The 16,380-nt window shown below is 46.8% G+C and carries 16 protein-coding genes; 11 read left to right on the forward strand and 5 right to left on the reverse strand.

Annotated elements, in window-relative coordinates; all coding sequences use genetic code 11:
• Positions 1-86: 86 nt before the first annotated feature.
• Both EKG39_RS05555 and EKG39_RS05560 read right to left on the reverse strand, forming a co-directional pair.
• Positions 87-314 carry a hypothetical protein gene (locus tag EKG39_RS05555; RefSeq protein ID WP_148103052.1) on the reverse strand — a complete coding sequence of 76 codons (228 nt, stop codon included), beginning with the start codon at positions 312-314 and terminating at the stop codon, positions 87-89.
• 548 nt (positions 315-862) lie between these two features.
• Positions 863-2,164 (reverse strand): NAD(P)/FAD-dependent oxidoreductase, encoded by a 1,302-nt coding sequence (locus tag EKG39_RS05560; RefSeq protein ID WP_126504771.1) that lies wholly within the window; start codon positions 2,162-2,164, stop codon positions 863-865.
• Positions 2,165-2,525: 361 nt separating this feature from the next.
• Between EKG39_RS05560 and EKG39_RS05565 the strand changes: the two genes are divergently transcribed.
• From EKG39_RS05565 to rnd, 11 genes are all read left to right on the forward strand, one after another.
• Complete coding sequence (locus EKG39_RS05565; protein ID WP_126504772.1) at positions 2,526-3,893, forward strand: glutamine synthetase family protein; 1,368 nt, start codon at positions 2,526-2,528, stop codon at positions 3,891-3,893.
• Between the two features lie 53 nt (positions 3,894-3,946).
• The gene (locus tag EKG39_RS05570; protein WP_126504773.1) at positions 3,947-5,413 is read left to right on the forward strand and encodes an aldehyde dehydrogenase family protein; all 1,467 of its coding nucleotides are present in this window, start codon (positions 3,947-3,949) and stop codon (positions 5,411-5,413) included.
• Between the two features lie 95 nt (positions 5,414-5,508).
• Positions 5,509-6,675, forward strand: coding sequence for an iron-containing alcohol dehydrogenase (locus EKG39_RS05575; RefSeq protein WP_126504774.1), 1,167 nt, complete (start codon positions 5,509-5,511; stop codon positions 6,673-6,675).
• Positions 6,676-6,745: 70 nt separating this feature from the next.
• On the forward strand, positions 6,746-7,444 hold the full coding sequence (locus tag EKG39_RS05580; RefSeq protein ID WP_126504775.1) for a type 1 glutamine amidotransferase: 699 nt from the start codon (positions 6,746-6,748) through the stop codon (positions 7,442-7,444).
• A 212-nt stretch (positions 7,445-7,656) separates the two neighbouring features.
• Entirely contained in the window at positions 7,657-8,376 is a 720-nt protein-coding gene (gene tsaB / locus EKG39_RS05585; RefSeq protein ID WP_126504776.1) for a tRNA (adenosine(37)-N6)-threonylcarbamoyltransferase complex dimerization subunit type 1 TsaB, read from the forward strand.
• A 130-nt stretch (positions 8,377-8,506) separates the two neighbouring features.
• Positions 8,507-8,875, forward strand: coding sequence for a hypothetical protein (locus EKG39_RS05590; protein WP_126504777.1), 369 nt, complete (start codon positions 8,507-8,509; stop codon positions 8,873-8,875).
• Positions 8,868-9,584: a M50 family metallopeptidase gene (locus EKG39_RS05595; RefSeq protein WP_126505324.1), complete on the forward strand. Its 717-nt coding sequence runs from the start codon at positions 8,868-8,870 to the stop codon at positions 9,582-9,584. The genes EKG39_RS05590 and EKG39_RS05595 overlap by 8 nt, the downstream gene beginning before the upstream one ends.
• A 104-nt stretch (positions 9,585-9,688) precedes the next feature.
• Complete coding sequence (locus tag EKG39_RS05600; protein ID WP_126504778.1) at positions 9,689-10,519, forward strand: class I SAM-dependent methyltransferase; 831 nt, start codon at positions 9,689-9,691, stop codon at positions 10,517-10,519.
• Between the two features lie 21 nt (positions 10,520-10,540).
• Complete coding sequence (locus EKG39_RS05605) at positions 10,541-11,416, forward strand: alpha/beta hydrolase (protein WP_126504779.1); 876 nt, start codon at positions 10,541-10,543, stop codon at positions 11,414-11,416.
• A gap of 198 nt (positions 11,417-11,614) precedes the next feature.
• Positions 11,615-13,288: a long-chain-fatty-acid--CoA ligase FadD gene (gene fadD / locus EKG39_RS05610; protein WP_126504780.1), complete on the forward strand. Its 1,674-nt coding sequence runs from the start codon at positions 11,615-11,617 to the stop codon at positions 13,286-13,288.
• Positions 13,289-13,387: 99 nt separating this feature from the next.
• Complete coding sequence (rnd, locus tag EKG39_RS05615; RefSeq protein ID WP_126504781.1) at positions 13,388-14,497, forward strand: ribonuclease D; 1,110 nt, start codon at positions 13,388-13,390, stop codon at positions 14,495-14,497.
• A gap of 95 nt (positions 14,498-14,592) precedes the next feature.
• Here the strand turns inward: rnd and minE are convergent, their stop codons facing one another.
• From minE to minC, 3 genes are read right to left on the reverse strand one after another with little or no spacing between them, the layout of a single operon-like run.
• The gene (minE, locus tag EKG39_RS05620) at positions 14,593-14,853 is read right to left on the reverse strand and encodes a cell division topological specificity factor MinE (protein WP_126504782.1); all 261 of its coding nucleotides are present in this window, start codon (positions 14,851-14,853) and stop codon (positions 14,593-14,595) included.
• Positions 14,854-14,855: 2 nt separating this feature from the next.
• Positions 14,856-15,665, reverse strand: a complete 810-nt coding sequence (gene minD / locus EKG39_RS05625; RefSeq protein WP_126504783.1) for a septum site-determining protein MinD — start codon at positions 15,663-15,665, stop codon at positions 14,856-14,858.
• A gap of 25 nt (positions 15,666-15,690) precedes the next feature.
• A complete protein-coding gene (minC, locus tag EKG39_RS05630; protein ID WP_126504784.1) occupies positions 15,691-16,356 on the reverse strand; it encodes a septum site-determining protein MinC in 666 nt (221 codons plus the stop codon).
• Positions 16,357-16,380: the final 24 nt, after the last annotated feature.

A 16,380-nucleotide genomic window follows, 5' to 3' on the forward strand; every position in this document is an offset into this window, starting at 1 on the left:
GTTACTTACTGCGAGGTTGAGTAAAATGAAGGTCATTAACCGGATAAGTTGTCTTATTGGCCGACTCTTCAAGGCTATCGCTCTATCTAAATACAGCCTCGCTTTTTATACTCCATACTCCACTCTTTAAACTGTTTTACTAGCCTTGCCTGTTTCTTCGCTAAAGCTGTTGGTGAGATAACTTTCTTCTTAGGTTTCGACTTTCTTACTTCAACACCAGACAGTTCACGAGTGAACATCTTGGGTACTACATGACTGTAGTGCTGCTCAATCATCAGAACACTTGTGCCGCATTGTTTGGCTAGTATGTCCATATTTACTTCACCAGACATCAACTGCCAAGTGATATAGGTACGACGTAATGAATAAAGTGTTCTAACACCATGGGCTGATAACTTTAAGCCTATTTCAACTAATGCCTTATCAAGTGTCTTCCCAAGCTCTTTAGTCGTTGAACCATTGGCAGGTCTGAACAGCTTATCTGAGTGTTTTCGTTCAGGAAATCGCTCGCGCAGCGCTTTAATACAAGAGAATATCTCATCACGGCAAACTATCTCCTTCGTGTCTGTGTGTTTGAATTGTGGAACTTAGCAGGTATAGGTATACGTTTGAACTCTTCAATCTGCCATTTATCAAACTCACGGATCCTCTCTTGAGCAATGAAAATGCAGCCGAAGTCGGGGATATGATATTTACGCAATTCTCCAAAGTCATCTTTGTAGAGAACTTTACCATCGCCATGGAGCAATTCACTTTGCCTTCTGGTCGATGGCTTTTGTGCCACATTTTCAAAACATTTATTGTCGATTAAAGTATTGGTTTTGTATGGTATTGCCCCCAAAAAAAGGGTCTACCATTTCCATCAATGCAGCTTCATTCTCGGGCGAACCACGCGCATAACTTTCTCTGCAAACCATAACCCTATGGTCTTCAAGGTTCCGTGTATCGCTTTTTGATGCATGCGATAGAGCGAGATATACACCAGTCTGGCTATTTTCCCCTCTACAAACATGCTGTTCTTGGTCAGGTTGCCCATCAGGCTGCCAACGGTGCTGAACTTAGATAAATTGACCAAAGAGCCATAGTCGACATAGGTATACGCCTCACGGGGTTCGCAATTGAGTTCATGGATAATGTTTTTCTCTACACATTCGGCCATCTGATGCGCCGACTGGGCTCTGGGCGGGACAAAGCTGCCGTCGGCTTGCTTACAGGCGCAGCAATCACCGATGACGTAGATGGCTTCATCTATCGTACTGATTAAACTTGGCTTAACCAGTATCTGGTTTGCCCTGTTCAACTCAAAAAGGTCGATAGCTCTGATGAAATCAGGGGCTTTAACGCCTGCGGCCCATAACATCAGGTTAGCCTGGATTAAGTTGCCATCTGCGGTGACAAAGCCTTCGGATGTGGCTTCGCCGATTCGGGTATTTTCCATCACATTGACGCCTAGCTTACTGAGTTCCCGCCTGGCAGAGGTTGCAATGCGTTCAGGCAGGGCGGGAAGGATGCGAGGACCGGCTTCAATCAGGTGAATATTAAGTTTCTCGGCCGTCATCTTGTTTAAACCGTAGATTTTGAGCATTTCGGTCACATGATACAGCTCGGCAGAAAGCTCAACGCCGGTTGCGCCGCCCCCAACGATGGCAATATTAAGCTTATTGGTAGAGTCTGACTGATGAACCCGGGTAAAGCTGTCCAGTAATGCATTATGGAATCGATTCGCCTGTTGGTGGGAGTCGAGAAAGTAGCAATGATCTTTAACACCGGGGGTATTGAAATCATTACTGACACTTCCGATGGCGATCACTAACTTGTCATAGTCGATATGACGCTCTGGCAGCAAAATGTAACCCCCATCGTCGACAATCGGTGCCATGGTTAATTGCTTAGCATCGGCATCCAGATCGCAAAAGGTACCTAGCTGGAATTGGTAACCATGTTTGGCGGCATGGGCAGAATAAACAACCCCATCCAGATCTGAGTCCAGAGAGCCGGTTGCGACCTCATGAAGCAGAGGTTTCCAAATATGAGTGCGATTCTTGTCGATTAATATGATCCGGGCTTTCTCTTTCTTTCCGAGTTTATGCCCTAATTGAGTGGCAAGCTCCAGGCCACCGGCTCCGCCACCGACAATCACTATGACTGGTTTTGTCGTACTCATAGTTATCTCCTTAAATTAACATCAACTTATATTGGAGTAAGTGCCAAATAAATGCACTAGTCAATACTCCCGTTTTTTTTTCTGATGCACAGTTTATCCCTCTGCCTTATGGTCGGTGGAATTATGCTTGTTAGTGCTAAGGAGTGGCGTGTTTCGCACTGGCGAGTGGGGAGAAGAGGGCTATCTTTAATGAAGTGTATTGAACACAGGGTTAATCAGCTCAAGCTTTAAACTCTGATAAATGACCTACAGCTCTTTGATAAACAGACTATTCTTAATCTATGAAGGATCCAGTCAAAAACTTAATCATATAGCGGCATCGAAACTTGAACTCAGGTAAGACAGATAAGGAAGCTCAATTATGGAAGCGAGACAGGTCAAGAGTATTCGCGATGCGATGGCCATTGTTGAAGACCGCGAATTAACCCATATTAAAGTTGGCCTGTTCGATATCGATGGCGTTATGCGCGGCAAATATATGTCCAAAGCCAAGTTTTTCTCTGCCTTGGAGCGGGGCTTTGCCTTTTGTGATGTTGTACTGGGCTGGGACGTGAAGGATCAGCTCTATGATAATGCCAAATATACCGGTTGGCATACTGGCTACCCCGATGCGCCGGTGCGAATACTGCCCCACACCTGCCGGGATGTCGTGGGTGAAGAGGGGATGCTACTCTTTATCGCTGAATTTGCTAAGGAGGCTGAAGCGCTTTGCCCGAGGGGAATATTACGCAGAGTGATAGAGAAGGCCGAGACTATGGGATTTTCGGCCATGGCGGCGCTTGAATATGAGTTCTTCTTGTTTAATGAAACTCCGCACTCCATTCGAGAAAAAAACTTCCGCAATCTGGAAACTGTCACCCCTGACTGGTTTGGTTATTCCATGATCCGCAATTCGGTACACTCCGGCCTGTATCAAGACATTCTTTCGATGGCCGAAACCATGGACTTTCCCATCGAAGGGATCCATTCAGAAACGGGGCCGGGAGTGATTGAGGCGGCCATCACAGTCGATAACATAGAGGCTGCCGCCGATAAAGGGGCACTGTTTAAAACCTTTATGAAAGTGCTGGCACAAAAGCGCGGCTTGATGGCCACATTTATGGCTAAGTGGTCTGGTGACTATCCGGGTCAGAGTGGTCATATTCACCTGTCGCTGCGAAATAAAGACGGTGCTTCGGTGTTTTATGATCCCAGTCAGGCTCATAACATGAGTCAACTTCAACGGTATTTCCTGGCCGGGCAACAACATTTGATGCCTGAGTTTCTTTGCATGATAGCGCCTACCATCAATAGTTATTCACGTATGATCCCGGGGTTTTGGGCGCCAACAGATGCGACCTGGGGGATTGAGAATCGCACCACGGCTCTGCGTGTTATCCCAGGAACAGCGAAGTCTCAGCGGGTGGAATATCGTTTAGGCGCCGCAGACGCCAACCCCTATCTGGCTCTGGCTGCTGCTTTAGCCAGCGGTTTGTACGGAATTGAACATAAGCTGGAACCCGGTGAACAGGTTAAGGGGAACGCTTATGAGCAAACCCACGATGCATCGATAGCCTTACCGTCCACTTTGTGGGATGCCACTCAAAGCTTTAAACAATCGAGCGCCGCAGAGTGCTTTTTTGGTAAGGCGTTTGTCGAGCATTACGCCATAAGTCGTGAGTGGGAAGAGCGTGAATTCAGAAAACATGTGAGTGATTGGGAGATGGAGCGCTACTTTGAAATTATCTAGTTTCGATTGGCATTCATCGATAAAAATCAGCGACGTTAAGAGGTAGCCCGGCGATGGCAAAATCTCAGCAAGGCAATTTAAAAGCAAAGTCACATGGGAAGTCTCAACAGGAGTCTAAAGGTGATAAACCAACCGCTAATGAGCAGCAGACTGTGTCCCCTATCGACGGCAGTGTTTATGTTAGTCGGCAACACGCCGGTAAAGAGCTGGTTAATGCCAGTGTCGAAAAGGCGGTGCAGGCAAAGTTGAACTGGCAGGCTACAGCGCTCGATACCCGAAAAGTGATCTGCCAAAAGGCGATAGATAGTCTGTTGAGCCATAAAAAGGAGATTGCCCTCGAGCTAAGCTGGATGATGGGACGTCCTATACGCTATAGCGCCGGAGAGTTACATGGGGTTGCCGAGCGCAGCGAATATATGATCAGCGTGAGTGATGAAGCGCTTTCCACCCGAACCCTATTGGAAAAGCCCGGGTTAACCCGATACATCAAACGAGAACCTCTGGGTGTGGTATTGGTTATCGCTCCCTGGAACTACCCTTTCCTGACCGCCGTTAACGCTATCATTCCGGCTTTATTAGCGGGTAATTGCGTCATCTTAAAGCATTCTGCTCAAACGCCACTCTGTGCCGAACGTTTCTATCAGGCTTTTCATGAAGCGGGATTACCCGAAGGCGTGTTTCAATTTTTGCACCTCAGTCACGAGAGCATCACCAAACTCATCGGCAGAGAAGATATTAACTATGTGGCATTTACCGGCTCGGTGGAGGGCGGAGTTGAGATAGAGAAAGCCGCTCAAGGTCGATTTATTGGAGTGGGATTAGAGTTGGGGGGGAAAGATCCCGCCTATGTGCGTCAGGACGCGGATATCGAAAAGGCGGTTGCTAGCATAGTCGATGGTGCTTTTTTCAATTCAGGGCAGTCATGCTGTGGCATAGAACGAGTCTATGTACATTCTGGTGTCTATGACGAGTTTATCGCTCAGGCGGTTGCGTTAACCTTGCATTACCAACTGGGGCGAGCCGATGATCCAGACTCTACGCTGGGGCCTATGGTCAGAACTGGTGCAGCCGATTTTGTGCGCGCGCAAGTGAAGGAGGCGATAGCGCAGGGAGCGGTGCCGCATATCGATGAGGCCTTGTTCGAGATGAGTCAGGCGGGGACAGCTTATCTTGCGCCACAGATATTAACTCAGGTTAACCATCAGATGAGAGTGATGAGAGAGGAGTCGTTTGGTCCTGTGATGGGGATCATGAAGGTCAGTGACGATCGAGAGGCGCTAGATCTGATGAATGACAGTCAGTTTGGCTTAACCGCCAGTATATTTACTAAAGATATTGAAACCGGAGTCGCTTTAGGCGAGCTAATTGAAACCGGCACCTTCTTCCTTAATCGTTGTGATTACCTTGATCCGGCTCTGGCATGGACAGGTATAAAGCAGTCTGGACGAGGGTGCAGTTTATCTCAATTTGGCTTCGACTATTTGACCCGGCCTAAATCGTTTTACATCAAACATAACTAAGCCGTTTTGTCTTAACGGCGCAAACTATACCCAAACGACCTCGATTTGCAGGATTGAGCATTTTGAAGTGGCTTGGGTATATCTAGGAGCGATAGATGGAACTATTTGCAAATTGGCACTACCCGACGGCCATCACAGTTGGTGATACTTGTATCTCACAGATAGGAGAAAAGTGTCTTAATTTATCGATGAGTAAAGTGATGGTGGTGACCGATCCCGGCTTAGCTGAGTTGTCATTGGTGACAGACGTATTGTCTCATTGCAGAGAGGCCGGTTTAATGGCAGAGCTGTTTTGTGACATTCAGGGGAATCCCACCGGCGAAAATATTCGAACTGGGATAGAGGCGTTTAATGCCGGTGAGTTCGACGGTGTTATTGCTTTGGGAGGCGGTTCAAGTCTGGATGCCGGTAAGGCGATAGCTATGATGGCCAAACAAACAATCTCTCTGTGGCAGGCGGAAGATGTCAGTGATAACTGGAAGCGAATCGATGCGGATAATATGCTGCCTGTTGTTGCCGTACCCACGACAGCGGGTACCGGCTCAGAGGTCGGCCGGGCGTCGGTGATCACAGATACCGATGGTGAATATCATGTTAAGCGCATCATTTTTCATCCTAAGATGATCCCCGCCATTGTGTTACTCGATCCCGGCCTAACGGTGAAGTTGTCGCCGCAAATGACAGCAGCGACGGGGCTGGATGCGCTATCACATAATCTTGAGGCATTTTGCGCGCCTTCTTATCATCCTATGGCCGAAGGGATTGCCATCGAGGCCATCAGATTAATTAAAGCCTACTTGCCCGCAGCGTTCGAAGATGGTGAGAATATCGAGGCACGAACCCAGATGCTGGTGGCGTCAAGCATGGGGGCGACCAGTTTTCAGCGAGGGCTCGGCGGCATGCATGCGCTGGCTCATTCATTAGGCGCGCTCTATAACAAGCATCACGGCCTGCTTAACGCAATATTGATGCCTTATGTATTAAAGAAGAATCGAGGAGAGATTGAGGAGAGAATTACCCGATTGGCCAGATACCTTGAGCTCGACTATCCGGGGTTTGACAGTTTTCTTGAATGGGTACTGCTGTTTCGGGCCAGGTTGGATATCCCCCATTCACTCGATGAAATCGGCATCACGCTCGAAGATGTCCGCTTAGTGGGAGAGATGTCAGTAAAAGATGCGGCCGCCGGGGGAAACCCGGTCTGCCTGACGGCCGATGAATACGCCGAACTCTTTACAGATGCTGTTGAGGGGCGTTTGTGATGCCAAGGCTACCTGTTAAATTAATCACTTTCGGGTGATGGAGTTATGAAGAAGGTCTAGGGAGGGGTAGATGAGAGTAGGGTTGCTGCTTTGTGATGATGTAGCCGAGTCTTTGAAAGATAAGCATGGGAGCTACCCGCAGATGTTCGCTGGACTATTTGAGTATGTCGATGAACAGATAGCGATCAACGTGTATCCGGTGATTGATGGCGTTTATCCGGAGTCGATAGACGAATGTGACGGCTACATCTCGACTGGCAGCCGTTACAGTGTCAATGATGATGCGCACTGGATAGCTGAGTTCGAGGCCTTTATTGCCCGACTGTTTAGTTCAAATAAGAAATTTGTCGGGATCTGTTTTGGTCATCAAATGATGGCGAAAGCACTGGGAGGGGAAGTGGTGAGCTCGCCGAAGGGGTGGGGGATCGGAGTCATGACAACGACGATTAAACATAGACCCGCCTGGATGGAGATGGATATACAGCAACTTGCATTAGTAGTGAGTCACAGGGACCAGGTAACAAAAATGCCGGCAGGCGCCGAGCTCATCGCTGGCAGTGAGTTTTGCCCCTGTTATATGATGCAGGTAGGCGAGCATTTTTTAGGTATTCAGGGACACCCGGAGTTCAGTAAAAGTTACGTCCGCGATCTTATGATGATGAGACGTGACGCTATCTCTGTTCAACGGGTAAAAACGGGTATTGCGTCCCTGTCGTTAGCGGCAGACGATGCGTCTGTGAGCCGAATGATTGTCAATTTTTTACGTTAGTGACGACTGTGCCGTTGGTTTTTTAACCGAAAACGGTGTTTTTATGGGCTTTTATAATTTAGACACTTATTGATGTTCTGTTTCTTAGGTATAATCATTCTTTTCTCTGTGTGTAAACACATAGAAGATAACTTTAAAACTAGTGGCTTATTCGCCGCTATTTCGTGATCTTAAGGCTGTGTTGATACAGGCCTATTTGCTTGTGGTATTAGATGACTGATAAACAGAAAAACATTGAAACATTGACCGTGCTAGCGTTAGACACGTGTACAGAATCATGCTCGGCAGCCTTGATTTCAGGCGGGAAGATCTATTCCGAGCAGGCCGATGCGCCTCGTGAGCATAGCCAGCGTATTTTACCTATGGTCGATTCAGTATTATCCCAGGCGAACATTCAACTTCAAAATGTTGATTTAATTGCATATGGTCGCGGTCCGGGGAGCTTTACCGGTATCAGAATTTGTACCAGCATGACTCAAGGCTTAGCCTTAGGCCAAGATCTTCCGGTGATCGGGATATCTTCACTGCAAACCATGGCTCAGGCGGTGTTCGATGAGCAGGGCGGACAGCAGATCATCGCCGCCATCGATGCCAGAATGGGAGAAGTGTACTGGGGACAGTTTATTGTTAAGGATGGTTTGGCTGAGCTCAAAGATGCCGAGCTTGTCTGCTCACCCGATGATGTGCCACTGACCCTGGATGTTAGTCAGCCGATTCTTGTATGTGGTACCGCCTTCGATGCCTACCCTAATCTACTGACCTTGTCTGAGAATATCTCACTGGCTGAAAATGTTAAGTTTCCGGATGCTAAAGCCATGTTAGCGCTGGCCAAAGCAGGTTTTTCACTGGGGCTGAGTACAGCCGTTGATGACCTGGCCCCCGTGTATTTGCGTGATACAGTTACCTGGAAGAAGTTACCCGGACGTGAGTGAGCGGGTAACGGGTAGCCTGACTCTGGTTTAGAAAGACGGGTTTAGAGAGACCAGTTTAGTGAGGCAGGTTTAGAGAGACCGGTTTGAGTGACCGCTAATCGATTAACTTGATGTTAAAGGACGAAGAGTAATGCAGATTCAATCAAATCTTTTTGCACCGTCTACGACGAAAGCCCCGGGGGTATCTTCATCGAATGTGAAGCGCTCACAGGTTGAACCTAGCCATCAGGTTGAGCAGTCTCACAAAAGCCAAGGTCTCGAGGCCAGTCAGCAAGTCACACATGGACAGGCAGATAAAGAAAACTCTCAGCAACATGCCCTGTCTGCACCGCCTCAGAACCCTTCTCCTGAAGAGTTGGAGTCCCGCTTAGTGGCAAAACTGGAGTATGAGCAACAAACACAAGGCACCGAAGGGGCCGTTGCTCATTATCTGGCAAATCAGCATGCGGCTCAAAGAGAAGCGATTCAGCAAATGGTGGGTATCGATACCTATGCCTGACCCGTTAACTCAGGGCATCACCGACAAGAGTGAGAGTAAAGCAGGTGCACCCGGTCGCGGACGTTTCCTGATTGAATTACTGCTCGCTATGGTGATCACGCGCCTGCCTTTTATCAATGTCCCGTTTAAGTGGCTCGAAAGTTATTTTCATGAACTCTCCCATGGTTTAGCGACGCTGTTGACCGGTGGCATCGTCAGTCATATCCAACTGTTTCCTAATGGCGCCGGATTATGCTTCAGCCAAGGGGGCTGGCCTGTTGTTATCGGCTTCAGCGGCTATTTCGGGGCTGCCTTATGGGGTTATCTGATCTTTATTCTGGCCACCTGGCCAAGGGGGATCCGCATGAGCTTTGCTATGCTCGGATCTGCCGTTATTGTTACCGCCTTACTTTGGGGAAGAGATCTGCTGACTATCTCTATTCTCGCTTGTCTCGCCGTCCTGTTCCTGTTGCCGCTCAAACTTAGCCGTAATCGATTTTTGGGTAGTGGTCTGCGGGTGATGGCGCTGATGATTATGCTCAACGCGCTCGCCAGCCCAACGGTCTTGTTAGGGCTGAATGGCAAAGGTGATGCGGCTATGTTAGCTACGCAGACCTGGATCCCAGGTTGGATATGGGTCATGGCTTGGTTGGCAATCAGTGCAGTGATGATTTTTCTTTGTTGGAGACGGGTCGATAGTGCAGCAAAAAATTCGGTAATTAAAAGGTAATACCGATTGGTATATTTACTTTTTGAATCAATCTGAGCTTGGATTTTAATCTGGCAAGCTGTTAGGTTTAGTCTTTACTTTAATACCCTACAGGGAAGCAAAAAATGGATATAAAGACCCTAGCGTTAGGTTGCGTTGTCACGGCAGGTCTTACTTTTAGTGCCATGGCTCATGAACAGATTGATGATACCCAAAGCCTGAAAAATGCGGTTAACAGCGAGTTCAGACAAGCTAAAAATGTTGAGCGAGATGGGTTTCGTCACCCATTAGAAACACTGTCCTTTTTTGATATAAAAGCATCAGATACCGTCGTCGAACTTTGGCCTGGAGGTGGTTGGTATGCTGAGATCTTAGCCCCCTATCTGGCGCATAGCGGCAACTATATTGCAGGTAATTTCGATACTAATCCCAATGATGAGAAACTTCGCAATGGTTACCGGGCTAAGGTGGGGAAAAAATTTGAATCTTGGTTAGGCGATAACAAGGATCACCTGGGAGATGCCACGATGGTGACCTTCGATCCACCTGTTTATTATCACTTAGGTAAAGATAGCAGCGTCGATGTGGTGCTAACGTTCAGGAATCTTCACAATTGGGCCATGAAAGGTCATATGAAGCCCGTGTTCGAATCGGCTTATAAAGTGCTTAAGCCTGGTGGGACCTTTGGGGTGGTTGAGCATAGAGCGAATCCGGGAATGGAAGCTAAAACCGGTTATATGGATCAGGCACAAGTGATTGCACTTGCGGAAACGGTGGGCTTTAAACTGGTTGAAAAATCAGAAATAAATGCCAACCCGAAAGATACCAAGGACTACCCTAAAGGTGTGTGGACACTCCCGCCACGTCTGGCGTTGGACTCGCTTGATAGAGAAAAGTATCTTGCTATCGGTGAGAGTGATCGCATGACACTAAAATTTGTCAAAAAAACTCAATAAACAACTGACAACAGAGGCTATATGTGGCAATCTTGCGCCCCCGAAAATGAGGTAGAATTTCAACTGCCCCATATACGACTTTCAGGTCGCCGTTGGGGGGCGCCCGATAAGCCATTGATACTTGCCCTTCATGGGTGGCTGGATAATGCCAATAGCTTTGAGCCTTTAGCCGAAGAGCTATCAGCTGAATATCAAATCCTGGCGATAGACTGGCCGGGCCATGGCGGATCTGAGCATAGGCCCGGTTCATACCCGCTGCACTGGGTTGATTACCTCTATGATCTTGAGATTCTTGTTGAAAGGTTGTCGCAGCGTCAGGCGCCAAAGGCCATTATTGGTCATTCTTTGGGTGGCATTGTTGCATCAGCTTATACCGCAGCTTTTCCAGAAAGAGTGGATAAATTAGTGTTGATAGAGGCGATTTGTCCACTTTTTGAAGCTGCCTCAAAGAACAATCAACGGCTTCGACATAGCTTTATCAGTCATGGCCATTTCTTGAAGAAACGTGATGATGACCCAGCAGTTTATGATTCTATCGAAGTTGCTGTGAAAGCCAGAATGCGATTGACCGGCCTGGAAGAGAGGTGGTGCCGCTTGCTGGTCGATAGAAATATGCAAAAACATGATATAGGAGTCAGTTGGCGAAGCGATCCAAGGTTAAAATTAGATTCGCCTATCAGGCTGACATTCGAACAGGTTGATGCACTTATGAGTGGTCACAGTTCCAGTACTTTACTTATTACTGCAAACCAGGGGTATTCTGAGCTGAACACGCTTTTACCTAAAGCTAAATTGTGGTTTAAACACCTTTCCTGCGTAGAGCTGGAAGGTGACCACCACTTACATATGGGAAATGCAGTTAAAACGGCTAATACTATTAGTGATTACTTAACTTAAATTATCACTAACACAGATAAAAAAAGAGACTAGGCTTTTTACTCTATTTATGTGATGATGATCATAATTAAAACGCCTGTATGAATCGGGTGAGCTTACAATAAAAATGAAAGACAGTGTTATTGCTTGTTGATTTACAAGCTTTTTACAGACTAGTGTGGTCTGTATCCACTGCATGTGGGATATTAGGAGAGATTTGTGGAACAGCTTTGGATAGATAACTTACCTGATGATGTACCATCGGAGATTGATGTAAACGAGTATGATTCGCTTGTCGATATGTTTGAGAAATCAGTATCGAAGTACGCCGATCAACCTGCATTTGTTAATATGGGCGCGACACTGACTTATCGGAAGTTGGAAGAGCGAAGCCGCGCATTTGCCGCCTATCTTCAAAATGAACTTAAGTTAGTCAAAGGCGACAGAGTCGCCATCATGATGCCCAACTTATTACAATATCCTATCGCGCTATTTGGCATATTACGTGCCGGACTGGTTGTGGTGAATGTTAACCCTCTCTATACCCCAAGAGAATTGAAGCACCAACTGAACGATTCCGGTGCCAAAGCCATTGTCGTCGTCTCTAATTTTGCCCATACACTCGAGAAGGTTGTCGATCAGACACCTGTCGAGAGCGTGATCCTGACCGGGCTTGGTGATCTTCTTAGTGCTCCGAAACGGACATTAGTTAACTTTGTCGTCAAGTACATCAAGAAGATGGTACCAAAATACAATTTGCCCCATGCTATTTCGATGCGAAAGGCGTTATCGAAGGGCAGAGGGATGCAATACGTTAAACCTAAACTGGTTAACGATGATATCTCATTCCTGCAATATACCGGCGGGACTACGGGGGTATCGAAAGGCGCCATGCTCACCCACGGTAATGTGGTGAGTAACCTGTTACAGGCAGATGCAGCGTATTCGCCACTGTTGATCGACGGCAAAGAGTTCGTGGTAACAGCCTTACCTCTGTACCATATCTTCGCATTAACCGTGAATTGCTTGTTGTTTATGCATAAAGGCTCCAACAACCTGCTTATCACTAACCCTAGGGATCTGCCAGCATTCATCAGTGAGCTGAAAAAGCATCCTTATACAGCCATCACCGGTGTTAACACCCTGTTCAATGCCTTAGTTAATACTCCTGAGTTCGCCGAGTTAGATTTCTCCCAGGTCAAGTTGTCCATAGGTGGCGGCATGGCTGTACAGCGCGCCGTAGCCGATAAATGGCAAAGAATCACTAAGAATAAGCTACTCGAAGGCTACGGCCTGACAGAGGCTGCTCCGTTAGTGACTTGTTGTCCATATAACCTTGAAGGTTACAACGGCTCTATCGGCTTCCCGGTTGCCATGACGGATATTCAGGTGCGCGATGATGCTGGTAATGTCCTGCCTCAGGGGGAGAGTGGTGAACTGTTTGCTAAGGGCCCACAAGTGATGAAAGGCTATTGGCAACGCCCGGAGGAGACGGCGAACGTTATCGATGATCAAGGTTATCTGGCAACGGGTGATATCGGTTATATGGATGAAAATGGTTTCTTTTTCATCGTCGACCGTAAGAAAGATATGATCTTAGTTTCGGGTTTTAATGTATTTCCTAACGAAATCGAAGAGGTTGTCGCCATGCATCCTAAGGTGGTTGAAGTGGCTGCCGTTGGAGTCCCTAATGAGCTATCTGGGGAAACAGTGAAAGTGTTCGTGGTTCAAAATGATAAATCTTTAACCGAACAAGATCTCATCACGCATTGTCGTAAGCATTTAACGGGATATAAAGTTCCTAAACTGGTAGAATTCAGAGACGAGCTACCGAAATCTAACGTAGGAAAAATTCTGCGTAGAGAGTTGAGGGATGAAGTTAAGCCTAGTTAACTACCTCAAAAGCACATGATAGGTGTGTTTATCTCGCTTTCTTAGCCGGCTATTAGCCGGCTTTTTATTTTGTAGCATTCCATCTTCCGGGAGAACAACTTGTTAGCGTTTCAATATATAGATGACGATGCGAGCTTAACTGAGCTTGTATCGAAATATCGTCAGAGTCCTTTATTGGTGTTGGATACTGAATTCGTACGAACGCGTACTTATTATGCCCGACTTGGTTTGATACAGGCTTACGATGGTACAACGTTAGCATTGATTGACCCGATTGCCGTTGGCAATCTGTCAGAGTTCTGGAGCCTGCTCACTGAGCCGGAAATTACCACGGTATTGCACTCATGCAGTGAAGATCTTGAGGTGTTCGCTCGCAATGGTCAGTGCCAGCCAATTCGTCTGTTCGATAGCCAAATCGCAGCATCACTGTGTGGTTTCGGTCATGGGCTGGGCTATGCCAAATTGGTCGAGCAGACACTGAATATCGCGCTGGATAAAGGTGAGTCCCGCACCGACTGGATGAAGCGTCCCTTGAGTAAGGCTCAACTTACCTATGCTGCCAACGATGTCTATTACCTCTATGAGCTCTATCCTCAACTCATTCAAAAGTTAGAAGATAAAGCCAGACTGGATTGGGTATTCGAGGAAGGCGAGCGTATGACGCAAGGGCGTTTAACTCCGCCGGATCTTGAATTGGCATACCTGAAAGTTAAAAATGCCTTTCAATTGAGCGCTAAGCAGTTAGCTTACCTTAAGGTTTTGGCTAAATGGCGATTAAATAAGGCGTTATCACGAGATCTTGCCGTTGGATTTGTGGTGAAAGATCATGCCTTGATTGGCTTGGCAAAAAAGCAGCCAAAGAATGTCAGTGAACTCAATAAGATGATCGAACTGACGGAACAGGAGAAACGCATACATGGTCGAGACCTGTTAGCATTGCTCGATACCGCCGATCTCGATAACCTGCCTAAGCCAATCGATGTGTTGGCGTTGAGGAACGGTTATAAGTCATCATTTAAGACCATTAAGAATTGTCTGAGCGCACTTTCTGAAAAGCATGATGTTCCGATTGAACTGCTTGGCTCGAAGCGACATATTCATGAGTATCTGCAATGGTTATGGGATGGAAAGAGCGGCGATACTCCGCTGTTGTTAAGTGGTTGGCGCGCTGATATTGCCGCATCACCACTGACCGAATTGGCTTTGTAATACCGATTGCTATAAAGCCTGTACAGATAAAAATAAACCCGCGTTTATCGATATAAACGCGGGTTTTTTTATTGCTAGCTGAAAGTGAGCTCAGGTTACTTTTCTTCTGGTAAGGTCACATTCAATTCGAGTACAGACAGTTTATCGTCATTTTGATCCAGTTGAACCGATACCTGATCCGAATCGATATGGACGTACTTTTTTATCACCTCTATGATCTCTTGCTTCATCTGAGGGAAATAGTCCGGCGCATCTCGTTCGCCACGTTGATGCGCTACGATGATCTGCAGACGTTCCTTGGCTGTAACGGCCGTATTTGGCTTCTTTTTACTTTTGAAATAATCGAGTAAAGACATAGTTAGCTACCAAATATCCTTTTTAAAAATCCTTTCTTCTCTTCAGTTACAAAACGTAAAGGAAGTTCTTCACCTAGCAAGCGATCAACACTGTCACTATAGGCTTTGCCTGCGTCACTCTCTTGATCCATGATAACGGGTACACCAGAGTTCGATGCCTTCAATACAGCTTGAGACTCAGGGATCACACCGATAAGCGGAATAGCTAAGATCTCTTCTACATCTTCGACACTGAGCATCTCACCGGTCGTGACTCGACTAGGTGAGTAGCGGGTCAGGAGTAAAAATTCTTTAACCGGCTCTAGACTCTGCTCGGCGCGCTTAGATTTACTCTGTAACATTCCAAGAATACGGTCAGAGTCTCTGACTGAGCTGACTTCAGGATTGGTTGTCACTATAGCAATGTCGGCAAAATAGAGTGCCATCATCGCCCCGGTTTCGATGCCGGCAGGAGAGTCGCAGATGATGAACTCAAAGTCTTTAGCCAGATCATCGAGTACCCGGCCCACGCCCTCTTTAGTCAGCGCATCTTTATCACGAGTCTGAGAGGCGGGCAGAACAAATAAATTTGGACAACGTTTATCTTTAATCAAGGCTTGATTTAGGTTGGCTTCGCCATTGATAACATTGACGAAGTCGTAAACGACCCGGCGCTCACAGCCCATAATAAGGTCTAAATTTCGAAGTCCGATATCAAAATCTACAACGACAGTCTTGTGTCCTTTTAATGCCAACCCGGTTGCAATAGCTGCGCTGGATGTTGTTTTACCTACACCGCCTTTACCTGAGGTGACAACAATAATTTGTGTCATGTGTTGTTCTTTCCTTTTCTCTGTCTTAAAGAGGCAGTGACTCTATGGTAAGAGATTCACCTTCGAGACGAATACAGCCACTTTTTGTTGTGCTGTTGGCCTGAATATTGTCTGTTAGCCAGTATTGACCCGCTATAGAAACGAGTTCGGCTTCCATGGTTTTTGCAATGATGACAGCGTGTTTGTCACCCGATGCGCCCGCCATGGCTTTACCACGTAATGTGCCATAAATATGAATGCTGCCATCGGCAATAACCTCGGCGCCGTTACCCACAGTTCCAATGACAACCAGATCTCCATTTTTAGCATAGATCTGTTGTCCGGATCGAACATTCTGTTTCACTAATTTAGTTGTCTTGGGTAACTGTGGTTGGGATTGGGTCTGTTTTCCCGATTTAATTATCGCCAGACCTAAAGTTTTAGCCTGTTCAGTCAAGGTGTTAATTGCCGCGGTTATCCCAACAATCACTAATTGTCGTGAAGTGAGAAGGTCTTTTAGTGCGGCAAGGTTAAAACTCGAGTCTGAAATTGAGCTGAGATTGACGACAAGAGGAGCGCCAATAAAAAACTGAGGGGCGATAGCAAGTTTGCTATCAAGCTCTTTCGCCACCTTTTCCAGATCAATGCTATTGATATGGAGTACAGAAAGCGTAAAAGATGAGCCTTTTAACTCTAGGCTAGGTGTCTGCATTGCGACATTGCTCTTTATAAATAA

This window comes from Shewanella atlantica (assembly GCF_003966265.1).
GTDB lineage: Bacteria > Pseudomonadota > Gammaproteobacteria > Enterobacterales > Shewanellaceae > Shewanella > Shewanella atlantica.